This is a genomic window from Bradyrhizobium nitroreducens (assembly GCF_002776695.1).
GTDB classification, from domain to species: Bacteria; Pseudomonadota; Alphaproteobacteria; order Rhizobiales; family Xanthobacteraceae; genus Bradyrhizobium; species Bradyrhizobium nitroreducens.
On sequence record NZ_LFJC01000003.1, the window covers coordinates 5653394 to 5669851 of the forward strand.

Sequence of the window (16458 nt, forward strand, 5' to 3'; positions counted from 1 at the left end):
ATCGGCATCGACCTTGGCGTATTTGATGCGGTTGCCGGTCTTCCGGTTGAGCTGGTTGAAAGAGACTTTTTCGGATTCCGACGTGGCCGGATAGAGCGCGACCGGACAGGTGACGAGGGAAAGACGCAGGAAGCCTTTCCAGTTAGCGCGGGGGGCCATGGCGGGGAACTCCGATACTGATGCCGGATTCAAGACGAACGGCTCGCCTTGGTTCCGACACCGCGACCGGTCCGACACGCCGATTTTTCTCACCTAGGCCCCTGGACCGACTCGACTTTTGTTCACTTTATGTTCTAATCGAGGAATGACCGACCGACCCGCGAGCTGGCGCATGCCGCCCCCAAAGCAGAGGGAAAAACTGGCAGCTGACGCGGCGCGCAGGCCTGTTCCCCCCGTCGCGGCTCCAGATGCGCCGCTCCCGGCCGAATATTGGGAATCCGTCCTCAAAGATCCTCGCGTCGGGACGACCGGGGCCCAAATGCGGCAGCGGCGTCTCTCCGAAATTCAGCGGCAGGTGCTCCGCGTCTCCTGCCGCCGCTGCGAGCGGACCGTGGAAATCCAGACCGCCGATGCCGTTCGCCTGTATGGCGCCAACGCGGTCTGGAAGGACGTGGCGCAGCGGCTGCTCGACAACACCTGCCAGCAACGCACCGGCAGGCATGAAGAAGACGGGTGCTGGCCAGCGTTCGAGACGCCGTAGTCGCTCTGGATTTGCCGATCTGATCTCTTTGCGCCTGGATGTCCGGATGGCCCCGAAGTATCACCCTACGCCCCTGTCGGGCGGCGATCGCAAGGCTCTGGCAAAAGAGCTCGGCAAGGCACGCGCAATGGCTAACATCCTGGCTACCCAGTCGGCGGAGATGCGGGCCAAAGGCGAGGCGATGATTCAGCAAGCCGATAGGCTGCTTTGCGAAAGCTGGAACGAGCGGATGTGGAGTGACGGCGAACCGATCGACCCGTCGCCGACCATCGACCAGGCCGTAAACGGAGGCTTCCCCTGGCTGGAGATCAGATGCGCGCGCTGCAATACTCCGAGCGACGTGGATCTCGCGGCGATGAAGCACCCGCCGACCACCTTCGTGCACGATCTCGCCAGCCGGCTGCGCTGCCGCAAATGCGCCAAAGCTGGCCGGCGTCCATCCGCGACTCTGCTACAGTTGACGTGGCAGCCGCGCTACCCTCGAACCGAATCCTGACCGATGTGCAATCTTTACAGCCTCACCAAAGGCCAGGCCGCCATCATCGCGTTTGCCCGAGCCACCCGCGACACGACCGGCAACCTCCCGGTTATGCCGGGCATCTTCCCCGATTACCGCGCCCCCATCGTCCGTAACGCGCCGGACGGTGCCCGCGAGCTATCCCTTGCACGCTGGGGCATGCCCTCTTCCCACGCAGCCCTGTTCGCAGCGACCAAAACGCGCGCAGCGAAACTTGAAGCCAAGGGCAAGCAAGTCGATTTCAAGGAGCTGCTCCGGATGGAGCCGGACAGCGGGACGACAAACATCCGCAACACCAGCAGCAAGCATTGGAAACGCTGGCTCGGGATCGAAAACCGCTGTGTCGTCCCCTTCACATCCTTCAGCGAATTCAACAAAGCCGAAGGCGGCGACATCTGGTTCGCGCTCGATGAGAGCCGCCCCCTCGCCGTATTCGCTGGCCTCTGGACGAATTGGACTTCGGTCCGGAAGGTCAAGGAAGGCGAGACGACGAACGATCTCTTCGCGTTTCTCACCACCGATCCAAACGACGTTGTCGGCCCTATCCACCCCAAGGCGATGCCGGTGATCCTGACTGAACCCGAGGAAATCGAAACGTGGCTTACAGCACCGGCAGAGGAAGCGCTGAAATTGCAGCGTCCTCTTTCAGATGGGATACTGACGATTGTTGCCCGTGGAAAGAAGGAAGACGGCGACGAATAAATGCTGAGGATAACGGGCCGATACCGTCAGCCGCGCCCATAAAGACCGGCTGGCCTCTCAACGCCCGTGTTCGCATTCACTTTGCGAAAGAAGTCGATCAAAAATTTCTGTTGCTCGTCTTTATCAAAGGTGCGGAGTCGCCCGCGATGCACCACGCAGTCATGGTGCATCGGATCACCCGCACCAGCAAACCCACTTCCCATAACGAAAGCTTGTCCGTTGTGGATGATCCGCCGACCTGCGACACCCTCAATTCCCGCCTCAACCTCGACCGGCGGCGCCACGTTCGAAACCTGGTTCATAAATTGGAGGTAAAGGTGCAGCTGGGTGATGAACAGATTTTCCATAGGGAGCGACAAAATGACCTTTCTCTCACCTCGTTCCCCTTGTCTTAAAATGTCCGCGTTCACGCCCCAAATTTCGCCATCGCGGGTGTATTGAGAGAGATTGTCGATACGATCCGTCGATCCGGCTGGGGTAAAAAAAGCGACCCCGTAGGCATTCTGCCTGATGGGTTCGAGGCCTGCGGGCATTCCAAATGGCCCAAACCGACCGACGTTGGTAAGGAGCGTTTGAAGTGCAAGGGGCATCGGAAGCGGCTTGGTTGGGATGACTCGAAGCCACATCACGCTTCTAAAGGGCATCGTATAGGTAGCGTGATCCCGGTCATTCTTGTTCGCGCCGAGCACCTCGCCGCTTGAAAAGAAGATGCCCTTGCCGATCTTCGGCGGCAGTTCCACGAATGGCGTGGCGGTGGGGCTCGGGGAATAGGCGTGGAGAGCCTCGGCAAGCTGTGCGACCAGCTTTTTGCGCTCAGACGCAATTTGCTCCTTCGTCGCATCCGGAGCGAGCGTGTATAGGATCGGACCACCTTTATGGCCGAGATCAAACGGCATGTCGGCACGCTTGCCATAGTGGCCGTTCATTATCATCAGCACGTTTTCGGTTGTTTTTGACTTTAACGCGTATCCTAGCTCGATCGCGACATTCGGGTTCATCAATGCCTTGCCTTCGGAGGACACGTTTTCGTCCGTCACATGCGGTGCACCCCGCCCAACCGGCGTGACGTCTCCTACAAATATTGCGGCCGCATCGATCTTCTTAAGTATTTCTATAGCGAGGTCAGGACTTCCTTTTAATCCCTTTCGCCCGTAGTCGAGTTGTAATCCCGCTTGGAATTCTTCGTCCGGCTCGTCGATGCCGTTTGTAGCGTTGACTTGTCCAATGGCTTCCTCCAAAGCGCCGCGGATGAAATGCCGAGAAATTTTTCCGGGCAGATCAAACTGCCATGCCCAAAATATGTTCATTAATCCACCTCATCTAAGCGAAATGAAAAGCCCGATGAAGCCAAGGACCGCGCCTCGTACGCCAAGCCCGGCGCGATCGAGATGAGGCTGACGGCTCCAGCCGAGGGCGTATTCAAAATGCCGCAGCCCTTACCAAACGGTATTTTAGCAATGTTGGCGCGCAGTGAGAAGGACGATGGCGCAGACGATTAGTCGGGCTGCCCCGCAAGTTCGCGCAAAATGGGTTCAGGTATATCACGCGCCATTTCGCAGACCTCGTCGCTCCCGTGCCAGCGCAGACTTAGCCTCACTTGGCCGGTTTTCAGGATTCGATTGCGTTTGTTCTCAACATGGAGATAGACCCCCAGTGCGTATCGATACATGCCGCGTATTGCTAACATCGCTTCGAGCTTCTGTTTATCCCGCACCGACGTTGCAGCTCTGGCCTTGGCTTCCAGGACCATAATGTTAAACCGATTGTCCATTCGCTTGTGAATGAGGATGTCCGGCTTTATCCGTCCATCGCGTATGGACTTGGGGTGGACCCGTTGGCGGTTGTACTCGCAATCGACATTTAATGCGGCAAACGGCTCAAGATAGACCGCAAGACGATGGCAGATCGCCTGTTCATGTGCGCCGATGGCAAGAAGCATGAGGTCACGCCTCAAAAGCGTCTCGCATCCACGCGTCACCGCAATTTTTGCAGCCTCGGCACGCTGCTCGGAATTCATTCCAAGGATCTGCGCCTCCGACAGCATTATGCGACACCGTCCGTGAGGGTGAGACTGAGCCCATTGGGTACCGTAAGCTGCTCCATCATAGCCGTGAGCCCTTGCGGGATCGGCATACTGAGATTGCGACCGAGGCGCGGATCGGCTTCACGACAGCGTAGCGCGTCGGCAATAAGTTTGCCGACTGTCATCGCATGCGAGAAATCAAGTTTTCCTCCGTGGACGTCGCTCGATGGCACGACCATGATGCTGGATGGTCCGTAAACCCAGACGTAGGAAGACTTGGTGCGCTTCCTCATCTTCCCGACCTGTTCGGCGAGGCCTGCACGGTCGGTCGAGTCATCCCATTTTGATTGGATCGTCATACCCTTATTGACGGTATGATCGGGAGCGTTCATCACGACGGAGATGTAAACGTCAGCGCCGGACTCTTTCTCCCAGCTCCCGCGCCCTTTGTCCGGAAAGTCCTGGGCGTGAACTGACACCCGCATGCCCGATACGGTTAAATTGTCGAGTTCGCTTTCAATGCGGTCAGCGATCTTGCTCGTGAACTGATGTTCCTGCGTCGGCGCAAAATAGTGCCGAGCGCAGGCTTGAGAGACGATCCCATCGATGATTTGGCCCACGAGGCGATAAGCTCGTTCCCGCCGTTCTCGGTTCTCCTCGTCCGCTGCCACTCTTCACTCCTCAAGGCTAGGCTAAGCTACGGCTACCGTCTTGACCCCAGCCTTGGTCAGCAGCTGGTACAGGGCCGCAATTTTGGTACGATCGCCGCGTTGCGCACAGTAAGAAAACAGCACCCGTTGCTTTGCCCGCGTAAACGCGACAAAGAATCCGGCCGTTGCTTCGATCTTATCGTTCGCAAAGCTCCACCAAGCCTGATCGTCCAGCCCGACGAAGATGACGGTATGGTATTCCAAACCCTTGCTCTTATGTACCGTCATCAACGGCACAGCGTGCACACCTTCGTATTCATCGAGGACGTCACTCCAGCCTGACGCCGACTTCGAGCTTGCTTCCAGGTGCAATGCGGCAGCTTCGCAAACTTTGTCGAACCAGTCGCCTTGGCGATACGCTGGAGATGCGGCAAGGATGTTTGGCTTGCCGACGAAGTCGACAAGGGATTGCACGACCTTGATTGCATCTGCGCGGCTTGTGACCGGCGTCGGATACGTTTTGCGGAACTGCACCTCGAACGCATTAAGGCTCTTAACCACTTTCGCTCGGCCGGAATCATCGTCGAACGCGAGACCATTGAGTTGACACATGCGGTCCAAGCAAGCCGTCCAGTGCCGCCCGGCCCGTACGCTCGTGAACAGGCGCAGCAGCACGATAACAAGCTCCGAGACCTCCTCCACGAGCAACTCTTGCATGGTAACTTCGCCGACCTGCTCGACTTCGTTGCGAAGCTGTAGCTTCTGCTTGGCGAACGCTGGTTCAAGCTTTTTATAGTAATCGGCGGCCTTCTGCCGAACGAGGATGCAGAAGTCGCGCGGCAAGAGTTTGTGTTCCACCATCTGTTTCGCCACAAACTCTGCGAGCTTATCAGCCTCGATGGCTGGCGTAGAAAAGTCCCACACAGCGCAACTATCGCCAGCCACGGTGCCCTTAGTCTTCGAAACGGGCGTTGACGCCTTAGCATCGAGGGCTTTCGCCAGCACGTCTTGTATACGCACAAGATCGGGAGACGATCGATAGTTGTTGAGCAAGGGCGTCCGCTTTGCCTTGAATTCGGTTTCAAATAGCTTGAATGGATCGTCCATCGCCAAGGCAAATCGCATGATTTGCTGTTTGTTATCGCCGACTGCCGTTACGACGGTGTCTGACCCGAGAAATATTGCTCTAGCCAAGTCGTATTGCGCCTGCGTAGTATCCTGAAACTCATCCATGAATAGATGCGAGTAAGTCAGCCGTAACGCTTGGGCAACCATCGGATTGCTGGTGACAAGAAGGCCCGCGAGTCGGCTTATCATCGGAAATGTGAGAGAAGACCCTCCGGGCCCATGTATCCATGATTGCCAAAACTGGTCCGCAGCCCACTCGGCCGGCGTAGTAATGGCAGGCACGCCTTCGGGAAGTTGCGCCCCGAACAGCCAGCGGCGCTGGAACTCCTTCGAGCCGATCGCCATGATATCCGCCTTCTTTCCGATCTGGGTCGGTGGCGGTCCCAAAAAGCGCAAAAACTCTTCGAAGGTGCGGTCGTACGCGTCTAGGACAACTTTATAATCGGGCCGAGGTCGCCAGCGTTGCGGCAGCGCCTGGCCGAAACGGTCGACGAGGCTTTTGGCAAACGCGTCGAAAGTCAGCGAGTCAAAGCGATATGCGAGATCAGGGTGACAGCGCTTTTTAACGCGCGCCGCGAGATTGGTGGCAGCGTCACGTTTAAAGCTGATCGCGAGAATGCGCCGCGGAGACTGTGAGATACCGCATTGAAGTAGGTACGACGCGCGCTGAGCCAAAAGCTCAGTCTTGCCCGCACCAGGTCCCGCGATGACCGAGCGATTATCAGTGGAACGAACGACATCGAGCGCATTCGCCTCAAGCGCATCGACGTCAATCGGTTTCCATTGCTCGGGGCGCACTCGACGGCTGACGAGCGTCATGGTCAATCCCGGCTCAGATTTTTGTCGATGTGCGCTAATAGCCGCCGATAAACGTCAGGCATACTCTTTTTGAGTTCTGCGTCGTCGAGCTGCGCAAGTGCTTGTAGGTGTGTTGCGGGCTTGCTGCGCGTCAGGAAATGATAGCGATAAGCCGGCATCCGGTCTTTGTAACCGGCAAATTCGGCGGCCGTATAATCGGCGATGCCTTTGCCACTCTTACCGAGCACAACATCGACCGCCTCATCCGGCGTAAGGGACGGACCTCCGCCCTTGGGAATAATTTCCTCGTAAGCGGCCGGAAACGCGGAGAGCATCTCCATATCGAGATCGAGAGGTGCTGAATAAAAAACGTCGTATCCTTCCAGGAAGCTGACCCACGTCTTGAGACTATCCCAATTCGCGGAGTCCCACGTCTTCATCTTCTCTAGATCGGTTGATCCTTTGCTGGTCTTTAGCAGTTCCTTTTCGTCGGTGCCGACCGCGATTAGCTCGGCAATTGCGGTCCTCACGCGGTCGAAGCCGCCGCCCTTTCTGCCTAGGTCGAGATCAACCAGCGTCGCGTACGGTATCGACAAGCTTTCGAGAAGTTTCCAGAAATGTTGAACGTGTCGTCCGCCGATTGGCACGATGGCAACGAAGGACGGGTCGAGCATGAGTCCTGCAGCCTGTGCAAGGCGAGGAATAACGATGCGCTCAGAGTCACCTTCGACTAAGACCGCAAAGCGCGCGAAGTAAAGTTCCGGGAATGCGAGCAGAGCACCCCTAATGAACTTTGCGGCCTCTGTCGCGTCAGATGGCAAATCGATCCCGCGCAACGTAGACGCTCGAGTATCCGCGTCACAACGGCAGTAGCGGACCTCTTTAGGCTCGATGCGACTGAGCACGGATGGTGAATGGCTTGTAATGAGAGCTTGCGCGGCGTTGCCACCAACGATGGAACGGACCTGCGCCACGATGCGGGACAAGTAATAGGGCGACAGGTGATTTTCCGGCTCCTCAATGCCGAAGATGCTGAGCGCGGGGATGCGCAGCTCATCCGCTCGGAATCCTTTAACCTCGGCGGCTACTGCGTCGCGTTCCAGATCGAAGACCGCTGCTGCGAGCGCGAAGTAGAAGAGCGATTGCTGCCCATCACTCAGTACGTCGAGGCCGCGCTCGATTTTCGCAGGCCCGTGCTGAAACATAACCTGAATATGAGCAACAACTTCTTCAAAGCGTTTGCTGACCAGCGCGAGACTTGGATCGGTGTCCGTTTCTTCGTCGTGCAGTTCCTTCCAGCGGGCACTAAGTGCTTTACTAATGGCGTCTATGGCGGCTTCTCCACCAAAAGCATCCGAGAGCTTCTTGGTCGCATCATCGACCGCCTTGCGCGTACCCTTCGACCATTCGATTGCCTTGATTAAACGTGCAGCTAGCGCTCCTGTCGTAGCGCGAATTTGTGTCGCTGCATCTCGGGACGCTGGAGTGTAATAGAATTGGATAAGACCTCGATCGGCTGGAGAGACGGCATGCTTGTCGTCTGCCTCGACCTTCTCCTTGAGATGGTCGACCCAGAATAGCTCCTGCGTAACCTCGCCCTCGGCTGTACTATCGTCTTGCCAGCGCCCCTCCAGCCGCAAGCGGCATAAAGGCATTGTCTTTGGCCCCTCAAGTTGTTGGTGCCGAAATGTCGGTGCAACGGTCTCCGCCGTAGCAGAGCCATCTTTCAGCTCGGGAAGCGATATTACGACGTCGATGAAAAGGTCGCGTGTTGTGCGGTCGTCGGGCGCCACGTCCTTAGGCAAGTGAAAATCCGACCGATGAAGCATACGTTGCGAACGGGAGACGCCAAACATTTTGGCCAACGTTTGAAGCAGTGCCGTTTTGCCCGAAGCGTTCGGTCCCACGACGGTCGTCAAATCGTCAGCCAGCGTGATCTGCTGGGGCTTTGGTCCGAAAGACCGAAAGCCGGAGACGGTAATTGACTGAATCCGCACGATTCCTCCACACGTTGAATCTTTTAAACGTTGCGCTTTTTTCGATCGAAAAGGTTCCCACGTCAATCACCGCGCCCTGTAAGGCAGCGATTTCCAAGCACTTTCGGAATCTTGTTGACTCTTACAGCTGCGAGAACAAATGTAGAGCATTCGAGTTAAACCCGTTGAGGAGGCCCCGTGGATGGCCCTGGCCAGCCCGCAAGCAACTATTGCCTGTCAATCGGCGTTCGACTGGGCTCTGACGCAAGTTTGGTGCAGCGCCGACTATTCTGCGCCGATCAACCTGGCTTGAAGCAGATCGATTTTACCGCGACCGTACATTTGACGTCGAACGAGCTTGAGGCGCGTAATCTGACCTTCGGTCTGTCCGTTCGACCATGGTGAAGTGATTGCCGCCCGTACTGCAGTCTCATCCTTCGCGACGCCGCTGGCGAACGAGGAGACGAGGCTGGCGCGAGCGCGCTCGATCCATGGGATGAAGCCCGCCTCGGTCTTGCGCCGGGTCATCAGATGGAATTCGGCGATGATCTCGCGTGCCTCGATCAGGGCTGGCACGCCAGCTTCGATCGCCGCGACCGTGACGGTCTCCGCTTTCGTGAGGAGGTCCCGCCCGATGGTCATGAGGCGAGCGATTGCTCTGGCCGACGGAATGCGCTGGAGGTTCTGTGCATCAGCCTTTTCGGCTCGTCGTCTGCGGGTCGCCCACTCGCTGATGACGCGGAGCGAGCCGCGGAAGCCACGCGCTGCTAGGCGGCGCCAGAGTTCAGCCCCGTTTCGGTAGTCGACGCCCACTGATCATCGAGCCATGGCAAATGCAGATCCAACGAGCTTTGCCGGGTCCGAAAGACATCGGTGCGTTCGCCGCGGATCAGCTGCCGTACCAGCTTCCTGCTATGGCCAGTCTGACGCGCGATCTGCTTGATGGGTATGCCGTTCTTGGACAGTGTCAGGATGGCCGCATTGGTCTCTTCGCGTCACAAGTAGCCCTCATACTGGAGGCGCTCGGCTGCTGTCAGCAGCTGGGGATCAATCGTGGTCGCTCCGATGACGGTGCGAATCTGGCGCATCGATTTGCGGACCGCGTCAAGGAAGGCTCGACTGGCGTTCTCCATCAGATGCCAGCGGTCGGCAACCTGCACCGCGTGCGGCAAGGCTTTGGCTGCCGCTTCACCATATCCGCCGCCACGATCGCGGGCGACGATTGCGATCGTGGGATGCGCAGCGAGCCATGCTCTGGCGGTCGCGGGCTCACGATCCGGCAGCAGGGTGACTACCCGGCGCCTTTCCAGGTTGCAGATGATGCTGGCGTATCGGTGCTTACGACGCCAGGCCCAATCATCGATGCCGATAACCTTGAGCGGGTCAGCCGGCAGACGGTGACGGCGTCGGACCACGCGCAGAAGCGTGTCCTTGCTCACCGGCAACATCAGCCGTTTTGCGAAGCCTGCCGCCGGTCGACCGCCAAGCGCCAGACCAAGGTGATGGACGATAGAGTCCAGCCTCGCCGTGCTCCGCGCTGATGGAGCCAATATCCCGTCGGCGAAACGCTCAGTGAAGATCTGGCGTCCGCACAGGACGGCGTCGCTACGGAAGCGGCGTGCGATCACCAGGAGCTTCACGACCCGCCCCGAAAGCGGCAGATCGGTCACACGGCGCCGATAGCGGCTGTGGACACGTCGGGAAGCCGCTCCGCACGATGGACACATGCCAACGCTTCCGGACGCCCGGACCGTGATGACGGCTTTATCACCCTCGTAGCACGCACTCTCTACAACAAACCCACGCGGCACCAGACTGGAGCGGTGGAGTGCTTGCTGCATGGCGCTGATTTTCCTCCAATCAAAACGCCAGACATCCCTCGAACTGCATCAAAAGTGAGTCAGAGCCCCAGTCGAACGCCGATTGACACGGTCGGAAGCACCTTACTCCTGAAAGGGCTCGAAGCCGACATCTCGGTCGTCCTCAATGCCGGCGCTCTCAACGCACGCAATCTCTACGTCGCGATGACCCGCGGATCGCGCCGGGTCTTGGTGTGCTCGCCGTCGCCAATCCTCAACCCGCCCTGGTAAATCGGGGCTACGGCGGTTCGACCCAAGACACTTGCGCCGCCGACATGTAGACGATCGCGCCCCTCTCGGCACCCGTGACACGCAGATAGTCGCGCAGTTGCGCCACATGCGCGCCGTGTGTCGTCGCCGCGGGATTCACGTCTGACTTCCAGTCGACGACGAGTGTGATGCGCTCTCCCTCGATTGCGGCTGCGTCCGCACGACCCGCAAGAAACCGGGGCGGATTTGCCGTCCAGAGCGGGACTTCGGGCACCAGTTTCGCGAGGAAGGGCGCGAGCTCCGGCAGGACCAATGTGCTCAGCGCCGTCTCGGCCATCTCGATCGCGTCGGGCCTTGCGGCATCCGTCGGATCATCGGATTGCAGTTGAGCAAGCAGCTCGGTCGCGCGAAGGGTCGCCTCTTCACGAAATTGCTCAAGTTCCCCCGTGAGCAGCTCTTCCATAAGCTTGTGCAGGATCGTACCTCGGAGGGCGCCCGCTCCTACAATCCGCGCCGTCACGTCGGTCGCCGCATCGACTACGAATGCATCAACAAGGTCGGCGCTGCGATCAGCATCGCGGTCGCTCGGACGGTCCCATACGATTTGCGGTGAAGCGGCGGCCAGTCGCTGGCTTTCTGCAGCAAATACCGCCACCGTCTGATCGTTGGCGATGGGTTGCGAAGCGCTCATAACAGGCTCGGGCAACGCGTCAGCTCGGATCTCGGAAAGTCGCTTTTGCCCGAGATCCATCACCCGCGACCACGATCGCGAGGGAGCGCCAGGCAGATCAGGGATTACCAAGAGATCTCGGGCACGCGTCGTTGCGACATACCAGAGCCGCTCGCGCTGCCGCGCCTCGCGAAATTCCTCCTCTTCACGGGCGGTAGCCAGTTCGGGCGGCTCGATCCCTCCGACGATCCAGTGAATTGTATCGTCTGACTGCCTATAGACGAACTGATCCTGGGGCTTGAACTGCGTCGACGAGTTCACGGTGATGACCACGGGCCATTCCAGCCCCTTGGCGCTGTGCATGGTGACGATCTCCACCGAGTCCTCGGACGCGTCGACTCTCCCTTCCGGATGCCGGCGCTTGCTCTGCCATCCGCGCTGGAGATCGAGCGCGAACGCGCGCAGCCCGGCAACATTGTAGGGTCTGGCGAGTTCGACGATGGCATCAAGGTTTGCGAGCGCGCGCGCGTTGCGCTGGCCATGCCGAGCCGCCATGATCACTCTCAGGTTCAGGCGCTCGATTGCGAAAGCGACGAGCTGCATCGGCGTGAGTTCGGCGGCAAGGCGATGCAGCGCCTGGAGTTTCAACAGAACATCCTTTGCGAGAGGGTTGACTACCTCGTCCGCTGAGGTCCGCAACTGGAAGCGCCGGCGCCCGTCTTGGTCAGGCGAGAGAGCCGCCGTAATATCAAGAAGGTCTTCATCGGTGAGTCCGACAACAGGACCTCGCATGAGCGCGCCGAAAGCCAGAGTGTCGAGCGGGTCGGCCAGCGCACGAACCAAGACGAGCATGTCCTGAAGCTCCTGGCGCCGGAAGAGCGCGTGACCTGCCTGGGAGGCGACCGCGATGCGTTGCGCTTCGAGGGCGCGTTCGTAACGCCAGAGATCGGTGTGCGTAGGAGCAAGTAGCGCTATGTCGCCTGCGCGCAAGTATCGCTCAGTTCCATCCGGATGCTGGATTTTCAGGGCGCCGATCAGGCGCGCGCACAGCTTGGCAACAGCTTCCGCCTCCGCTTCGCGCTGTTCCTCCGCGTTGGCATCACGTGGAACATGGATCGTCAGCTTCGCCGCCGCACTGACCGGCAGTGGCGGCAGCGTAAGAGTCGGTGTGAGCGGGACGAAACCCGGCTGTCCCGCCTTTCCAAGAACGTCGCTGAACACGTGGTTGACGTGCGTGATGACGTCCGGCCGGGATCTGAAATTCGCAGTGATAGAAAGTACGCAGCCATTGCCGGCCTTTCCAAGTACGGACTTCGCGAGGGCGTAAGACTCAATGTCAGCACCGCGAAATCGATAGATCGCCTGTTTGGGGTCTCCTACCAAAAAGAGCGCTCCAGGGCGCAAGCCTGCGCTGCTCCAAGTCGCAGGCTGCGAACGCGCAGCAAGGCAGAAGACGATTTCCGCCTGCACGGGATCAGTATCCTGGAATTCATCGACCAGCAGGTAGGCATACCGGCCGGCGAGCCAAGCGCGAATATCGGGGTTCTCGCAAACAAGCGCCCGCGCCTGACGTAGCAAGTCGTCGAAATCGAGAACGGCCGCCTCTCGCTTGCGCCGGTCGTAGGCCTCGATCACCCCGGTCAGATGCGCAGCCAATTCATGTGCCAGACCTTGCGCAATGCAGCCAATCAACGTTCGATACGCGGCGCGAACCGTCTCGTAGTGTGCGACCGCTTCATTTGCGCGACGCCGTCCATCCGTCTCGCCAAGACTTTGCTTCCAAGCGCGCATCCTGTCATAAGGCAGCAAGTCGATGCTTCTTTGCCGCATCATGCTGACACGGGGCGGCTGGGTCAGGCGCCACAACGCGGAAAAACCCGCGGCGTCGTGATCGCCAGCGAAGAACGAAGCAAGGCGTTCAAGATCCGCGATGAGATCTGCCGTCCACTGCTCTCCTGGTCCCGCGACATGCCAGCGGGCAAATGCAGAGACGGCTTCTGCGAAAGTGTTGTCCGGGCGAGTTGAGAAATCCGGCGCCGGCACGGTCGCGCTGCGATGCTCTCGCCGGAGGATGGCAAGTTCGCGGACCCGCTCAACCACCCCCAACGGGTCATCCTTGGCAAGGACACCGATGGGACCGCCGTCTATTTCGTCAGAGACCAGCATCTCCTTCAGCCAATTCGCGAGCACTTCGTCAAAGAGTGCATTGGCAATGATCGCGTCCACAACACGCGAACCGGGATCGAGGCCCACGTCTATCCCGTGCGAACGAAGAATTCCTTGGCAAAACCCGTGGATGGTCGTGGCGGTGATTTCTCCGATGCGTGGTGCTGCCTCATCAAGATGCGCCCGCTCTGCTGGGTCTAACGGCAGTGAGAGAATTCCGGCAAGTGCGGGCGGAGTCCTTCCGTGGCGAAGCTCCTCGACCGTCCAGCGTATCCGCGCCTCCAGCTCGCTCGCCGCCGGTTCGGTGAAGGTGATCGCTGCAATCTTTGAAGGATCAATCCCGCTTGCGATCATCATCGCGACGCGCGCGGCCATCAATGACGTCTTGCCAGTGCCAGCCGCAGCCTCGACCAGCATGTTGGTCTCAAAATCAGTGAGCGCGCGTCTGCGGGCATCGAGGTCAGGCACGCTCACGGGCTACTCCAAAGTTTGTCTAGCGCGCTGTTCGCTCCAGCAAATAGACGTCGCTTTACGCGACGGTAAGAATCGAGCTCGGCTGGCAGGGCGATAGCAAGCGGATCAAAGAATACAGGCGCAGGCCCTGGCGCAATCTGGCCATTGCGTTGCAGCTGAACGCCGGCCGCCGTGAATGCGACCGCCTGGTCAATCGCCTTCTCAAGTTCCTCGTTCGTAAGGCTTAAAGTCCGCGCCGGGTCGTGCTTTAGGTAAGTCAATTGCGAGCTCACGCTCCGAACATCAGCAAGGAGAGACCGCACGGCGAGGCCGTAGAAGACACGCTGGAGTTCTGCGCCACGATCGAACACGACTGGCTTCTTCCGCTCGGGCGCCGTCCCAACTTTATAGTCCGTGACGACTGCCGCGCCGCGTGCCGCGTCTTCGTCAAGGCGATCAATTCGTCCACGGAAGACAATTCCGGTCTTTCCGATCTGGACCGGTGAGAGTGTGGTCCACGGATGAGGTCCGTCATTGGGCTCGCCAAAAGAAAGCTCGGTCCAGCTCCTGCCGCGCGGTTCATCGATTGCATCTTTGAGTCCTTGCAGCGCTCGCTCGCGTGCCATCTCCACTGTATGACGCCAGAGAAGCCCTGGTGGAACGGCTCTGGTGATTAGCCAGCTTTCGGTAAGAAGGGCGGCCTCTCGATCTAGGGCAATCTCAATCTCATCGATGTTTTTTGGCGCGCCATTCCGCAACACGCCCGCGATAAGAGCGTGAACGAGCTCGCCGAAGGCGCGATGGTTTAGAGCGAGGGGCTGAGGGTCTAGATTTGGCTCGCGCCAGTGAAGGGCGTACTCCCAGACGAACCCCAACGGATCGCATAGAAGGCGATGGAGAGAGGTCGTGGATTGGACTTCGGAAAGGGCATCGACAACGAGCGGGTGGTTGGCACGAACCTTCCCATCATGAGCCGTGTGTTGCTCACCATCCCACCATGCGCGCCAACACGCACGACTCGCACGCACTTGGGGATCTTTGCCGGCGTCGCCAGGTCTGGCGTACAGACGATCGCTTTCGCTGAAAGCATGCGGGGGTATCGCGCTCCGCCCGACGACACGTTCTGCTTTTCTCGGCCACAATGTGCTGGCTGCTTGTAGAGATCCAGTCGCACTCCGATGGGCGCGTGACAGCGAGTAGTTGGTCGATTGGCCGACAATGATGTCATGCGTCATCCGGTCAATTTCGGCTGCTTCAGCGGACGGAAGTCGTAATTGCCCAAGCAGATGTTGCGGTAGCAACGCGTTTTCGTTCGACCGCCTGGGCCACGCGTTCGCATCCAGCCCGACGAGGCGAACATATGCGCGCGGGGCCGCCGCCACGTGACGGGCGGGTCCCCAGGCGATAGAATTTCCCGGCTCGCGTCCGTCGGCAACGCGAAGAGCCTGCAAGGAGAGCTCGATTGCCTGTGGGGGCGCCATGCGCAAAGCATCCCGCCACAGGCTCAGCGCCGGCCCATTCAAAAGACTGCGCCCTACTCCCTCTGCCGACGCAATCCCGCCGGCCAAGTCTTCAAGAATCGGCAACAATGTCCGTTCCGCAAGGTCACCGTTTGCCCTTTCGTCTCGAGTTTGCTCCAGAACATGCCGCCAAAGGGTCGGACTGGTCAGCGCCGCGCTTCGCCGCAAGCCTTTAGCCCAGTCGCTGGGCACGTTTTCCTTGGCTGGGCTGCGCGGCAGCCGGGCAAACAGGAGCCTCACGCGTTCCTGAGACAGCCCACGTAGCAGGATGTCCGCGAGTGCAGCGCAGGCCTGCCCTTCACGGGTCGCTAGCGCCGGAATGCCGTGCGTGAAATGCACGGGCATACCTGCCTCGCGCGAGAGAACCAGAAACGCATCGTCCCAAGCCGACGGCGAGGCAGCCGAAATGGCGACCTCGTGGGGAGCGGCTTTTCCGTCCGCCACAAGCGCGCGCGCCCAACGCAATGATTCCCGCACTTCGTTTCGTGGATCGGCACAGAGATCTGCGGAGCCAAGCAATGCTGTGCCAGATGGGCGCGTTTGGGTCTCCCCAGAGAACCAGTCGCGCCGACTATGCTGCGATGCAATCCATCGCACCGGCACGACATCGCAGAGCGCCTGAATGAGCGGATACCAAACGGCTTGGATATTGGCGACGTCTTGAATAGTGACGGCGCCGAGTACTTTTGGAGCGAAACGAAGTCGCGCCAGGGCAGCTTTGACCAAATCGGGAGGCGTCAGCATTCCAGACGGCAGTTCGTCTCGGACGCGGCGTTCGAGCAACACAAAGTCCCTAAGGCGGGCATTGTCGGGCAAAGAAGCCGGGGCCTCCATGTCCCACCAGTCCCGGAGCGCCGATAGCGCAGCGGCGGGCAACCCGGGCAGTTCGGAAACCTTGCCAATGTCCTCGTATCCGCCCGCCTCGAGCGCCTGCCTGATAGCCAGATTCAGGACCTCGTGCGAGGCTGCCGACACGAAGCCGCCGGCAAGGCGTGCGGCGAGAAGCGGCAGCGTCAGGACCTGCCGACCCGTGGCCCCTTCGCGAGCCGCATCAAGGCGCCGCATTCGCAGCGCTAAAGGCCCATC

Annotated in this window: 11 protein-coding genes and 1 pseudogene; 3 read left to right on the forward strand and 9 right to left on the reverse strand. The window is 59.4% G+C overall.

All coding sequences use genetic code 11. The features are described from left to right. Positions 1–159, reverse strand: a 159-nt coding sequence (locus tag TSA1_RS27115) for a Ku protein (RefSeq protein ID WP_347338567.1), incomplete at its 3' end; no start/stop codon positions are given. A gap of 145 nt (positions 160–304) precedes the next feature. Here TSA1_RS27115 and TSA1_RS27120 point away from each other — a divergent pair. The 3 genes from TSA1_RS27120 to TSA1_RS27130 are packed head-to-tail and all read left to right on the forward strand — an operon-like array spanning position 305 to position 1919. Then, positions 305–700: a hypothetical protein gene (locus TSA1_RS27120; protein WP_174719098.1), complete on the forward strand. Its 396-nt coding sequence runs from the start codon at positions 305–307 to the stop codon at positions 698–700. A 46-nt stretch (positions 701–746) separates the two neighbouring features. Then, positions 747–1196 carry a hypothetical protein gene (locus TSA1_RS27125; protein ID WP_100179013.1) on the forward strand — a complete coding sequence of 150 codons (450 nt, stop codon included), beginning with the start codon at positions 747–749 and terminating at the stop codon, positions 1194–1196. Positions 1197–1199: 3 nt separating this feature from the next. Next, the gene (locus TSA1_RS27130) at positions 1200–1919 is read left to right on the forward strand and encodes an SOS response-associated peptidase (RefSeq protein ID WP_100179014.1); all 720 of its coding nucleotides are present in this window, start codon (positions 1200–1202) and stop codon (positions 1917–1919) included. 26 nt (positions 1920–1945) lie between these two features. Here the strand turns inward: TSA1_RS27130 and TSA1_RS27135 are convergent, their stop codons facing one another. The 8 genes and pseudogenes from TSA1_RS27135 to TSA1_RS27175 form a co-directional block, all read right to left on the reverse strand. Then, on the reverse strand, positions 1946–3226 hold the full coding sequence (locus TSA1_RS27135; RefSeq protein ID WP_100179015.1) for a hypothetical protein: 1281 nt from the start codon (positions 3224–3226) through the stop codon (positions 1946–1948). Between the two features lie 188 nt (positions 3227–3414). Continuing rightward, complete coding sequence (locus TSA1_RS27140) at positions 3415–3963, reverse strand: hypothetical protein (protein WP_100179016.1); 549 nt, start codon at positions 3961–3963, stop codon at positions 3415–3417. Continuing rightward, positions 3963–4613, reverse strand: coding sequence for a hypothetical protein (locus TSA1_RS27145; protein ID WP_100179017.1), 651 nt, complete (start codon positions 4611–4613; stop codon positions 3963–3965). The genes TSA1_RS27140 and TSA1_RS27145 overlap by 1 nt, the downstream gene beginning before the upstream one ends. 21 nt (positions 4614–4634) lie before the next feature. Beyond that, positions 4635–6539 carry a UvrD-helicase domain-containing protein gene (locus TSA1_RS27150; RefSeq protein WP_100179018.1) on the reverse strand — a complete coding sequence of 635 codons (1905 nt, stop codon included), beginning with the start codon at positions 6537–6539 and terminating at the stop codon, positions 4635–4637. A 2-nt stretch (positions 6540–6541) separates the two neighbouring features. Continuing rightward, positions 6542–8515, reverse strand: a complete 1974-nt coding sequence (locus TSA1_RS27155; RefSeq protein ID WP_100179019.1) for an ATP-dependent nuclease — start codon at positions 8513–8515, stop codon at positions 6542–6544. A 264-nt stretch (positions 8516–8779) separates the two neighbouring features. Continuing rightward, positions 8780–10335, reverse strand: a pseudogene (locus tag TSA1_RS40085) (ISL3 family transposase). Between the two features lie 256 nt (positions 10336–10591). After that, positions 10592–13873 (reverse strand): UvrD-helicase domain-containing protein, encoded by a 3282-nt coding sequence (locus TSA1_RS27170; RefSeq protein ID WP_245448420.1) that lies wholly within the window; start codon positions 13871–13873, stop codon positions 10592–10594. Next, positions 13870–16437, reverse strand: a complete 2568-nt coding sequence (locus tag TSA1_RS27175) for a PD-(D/E)XK nuclease family protein (protein ID WP_245448421.1) — start codon at positions 16435–16437, stop codon at positions 13870–13872. Before TSA1_RS27175 ends, TSA1_RS27170 begins: the two co-directional genes overlap by 4 nt. Positions 16438–16458 lie beyond the last annotated feature (21 nt).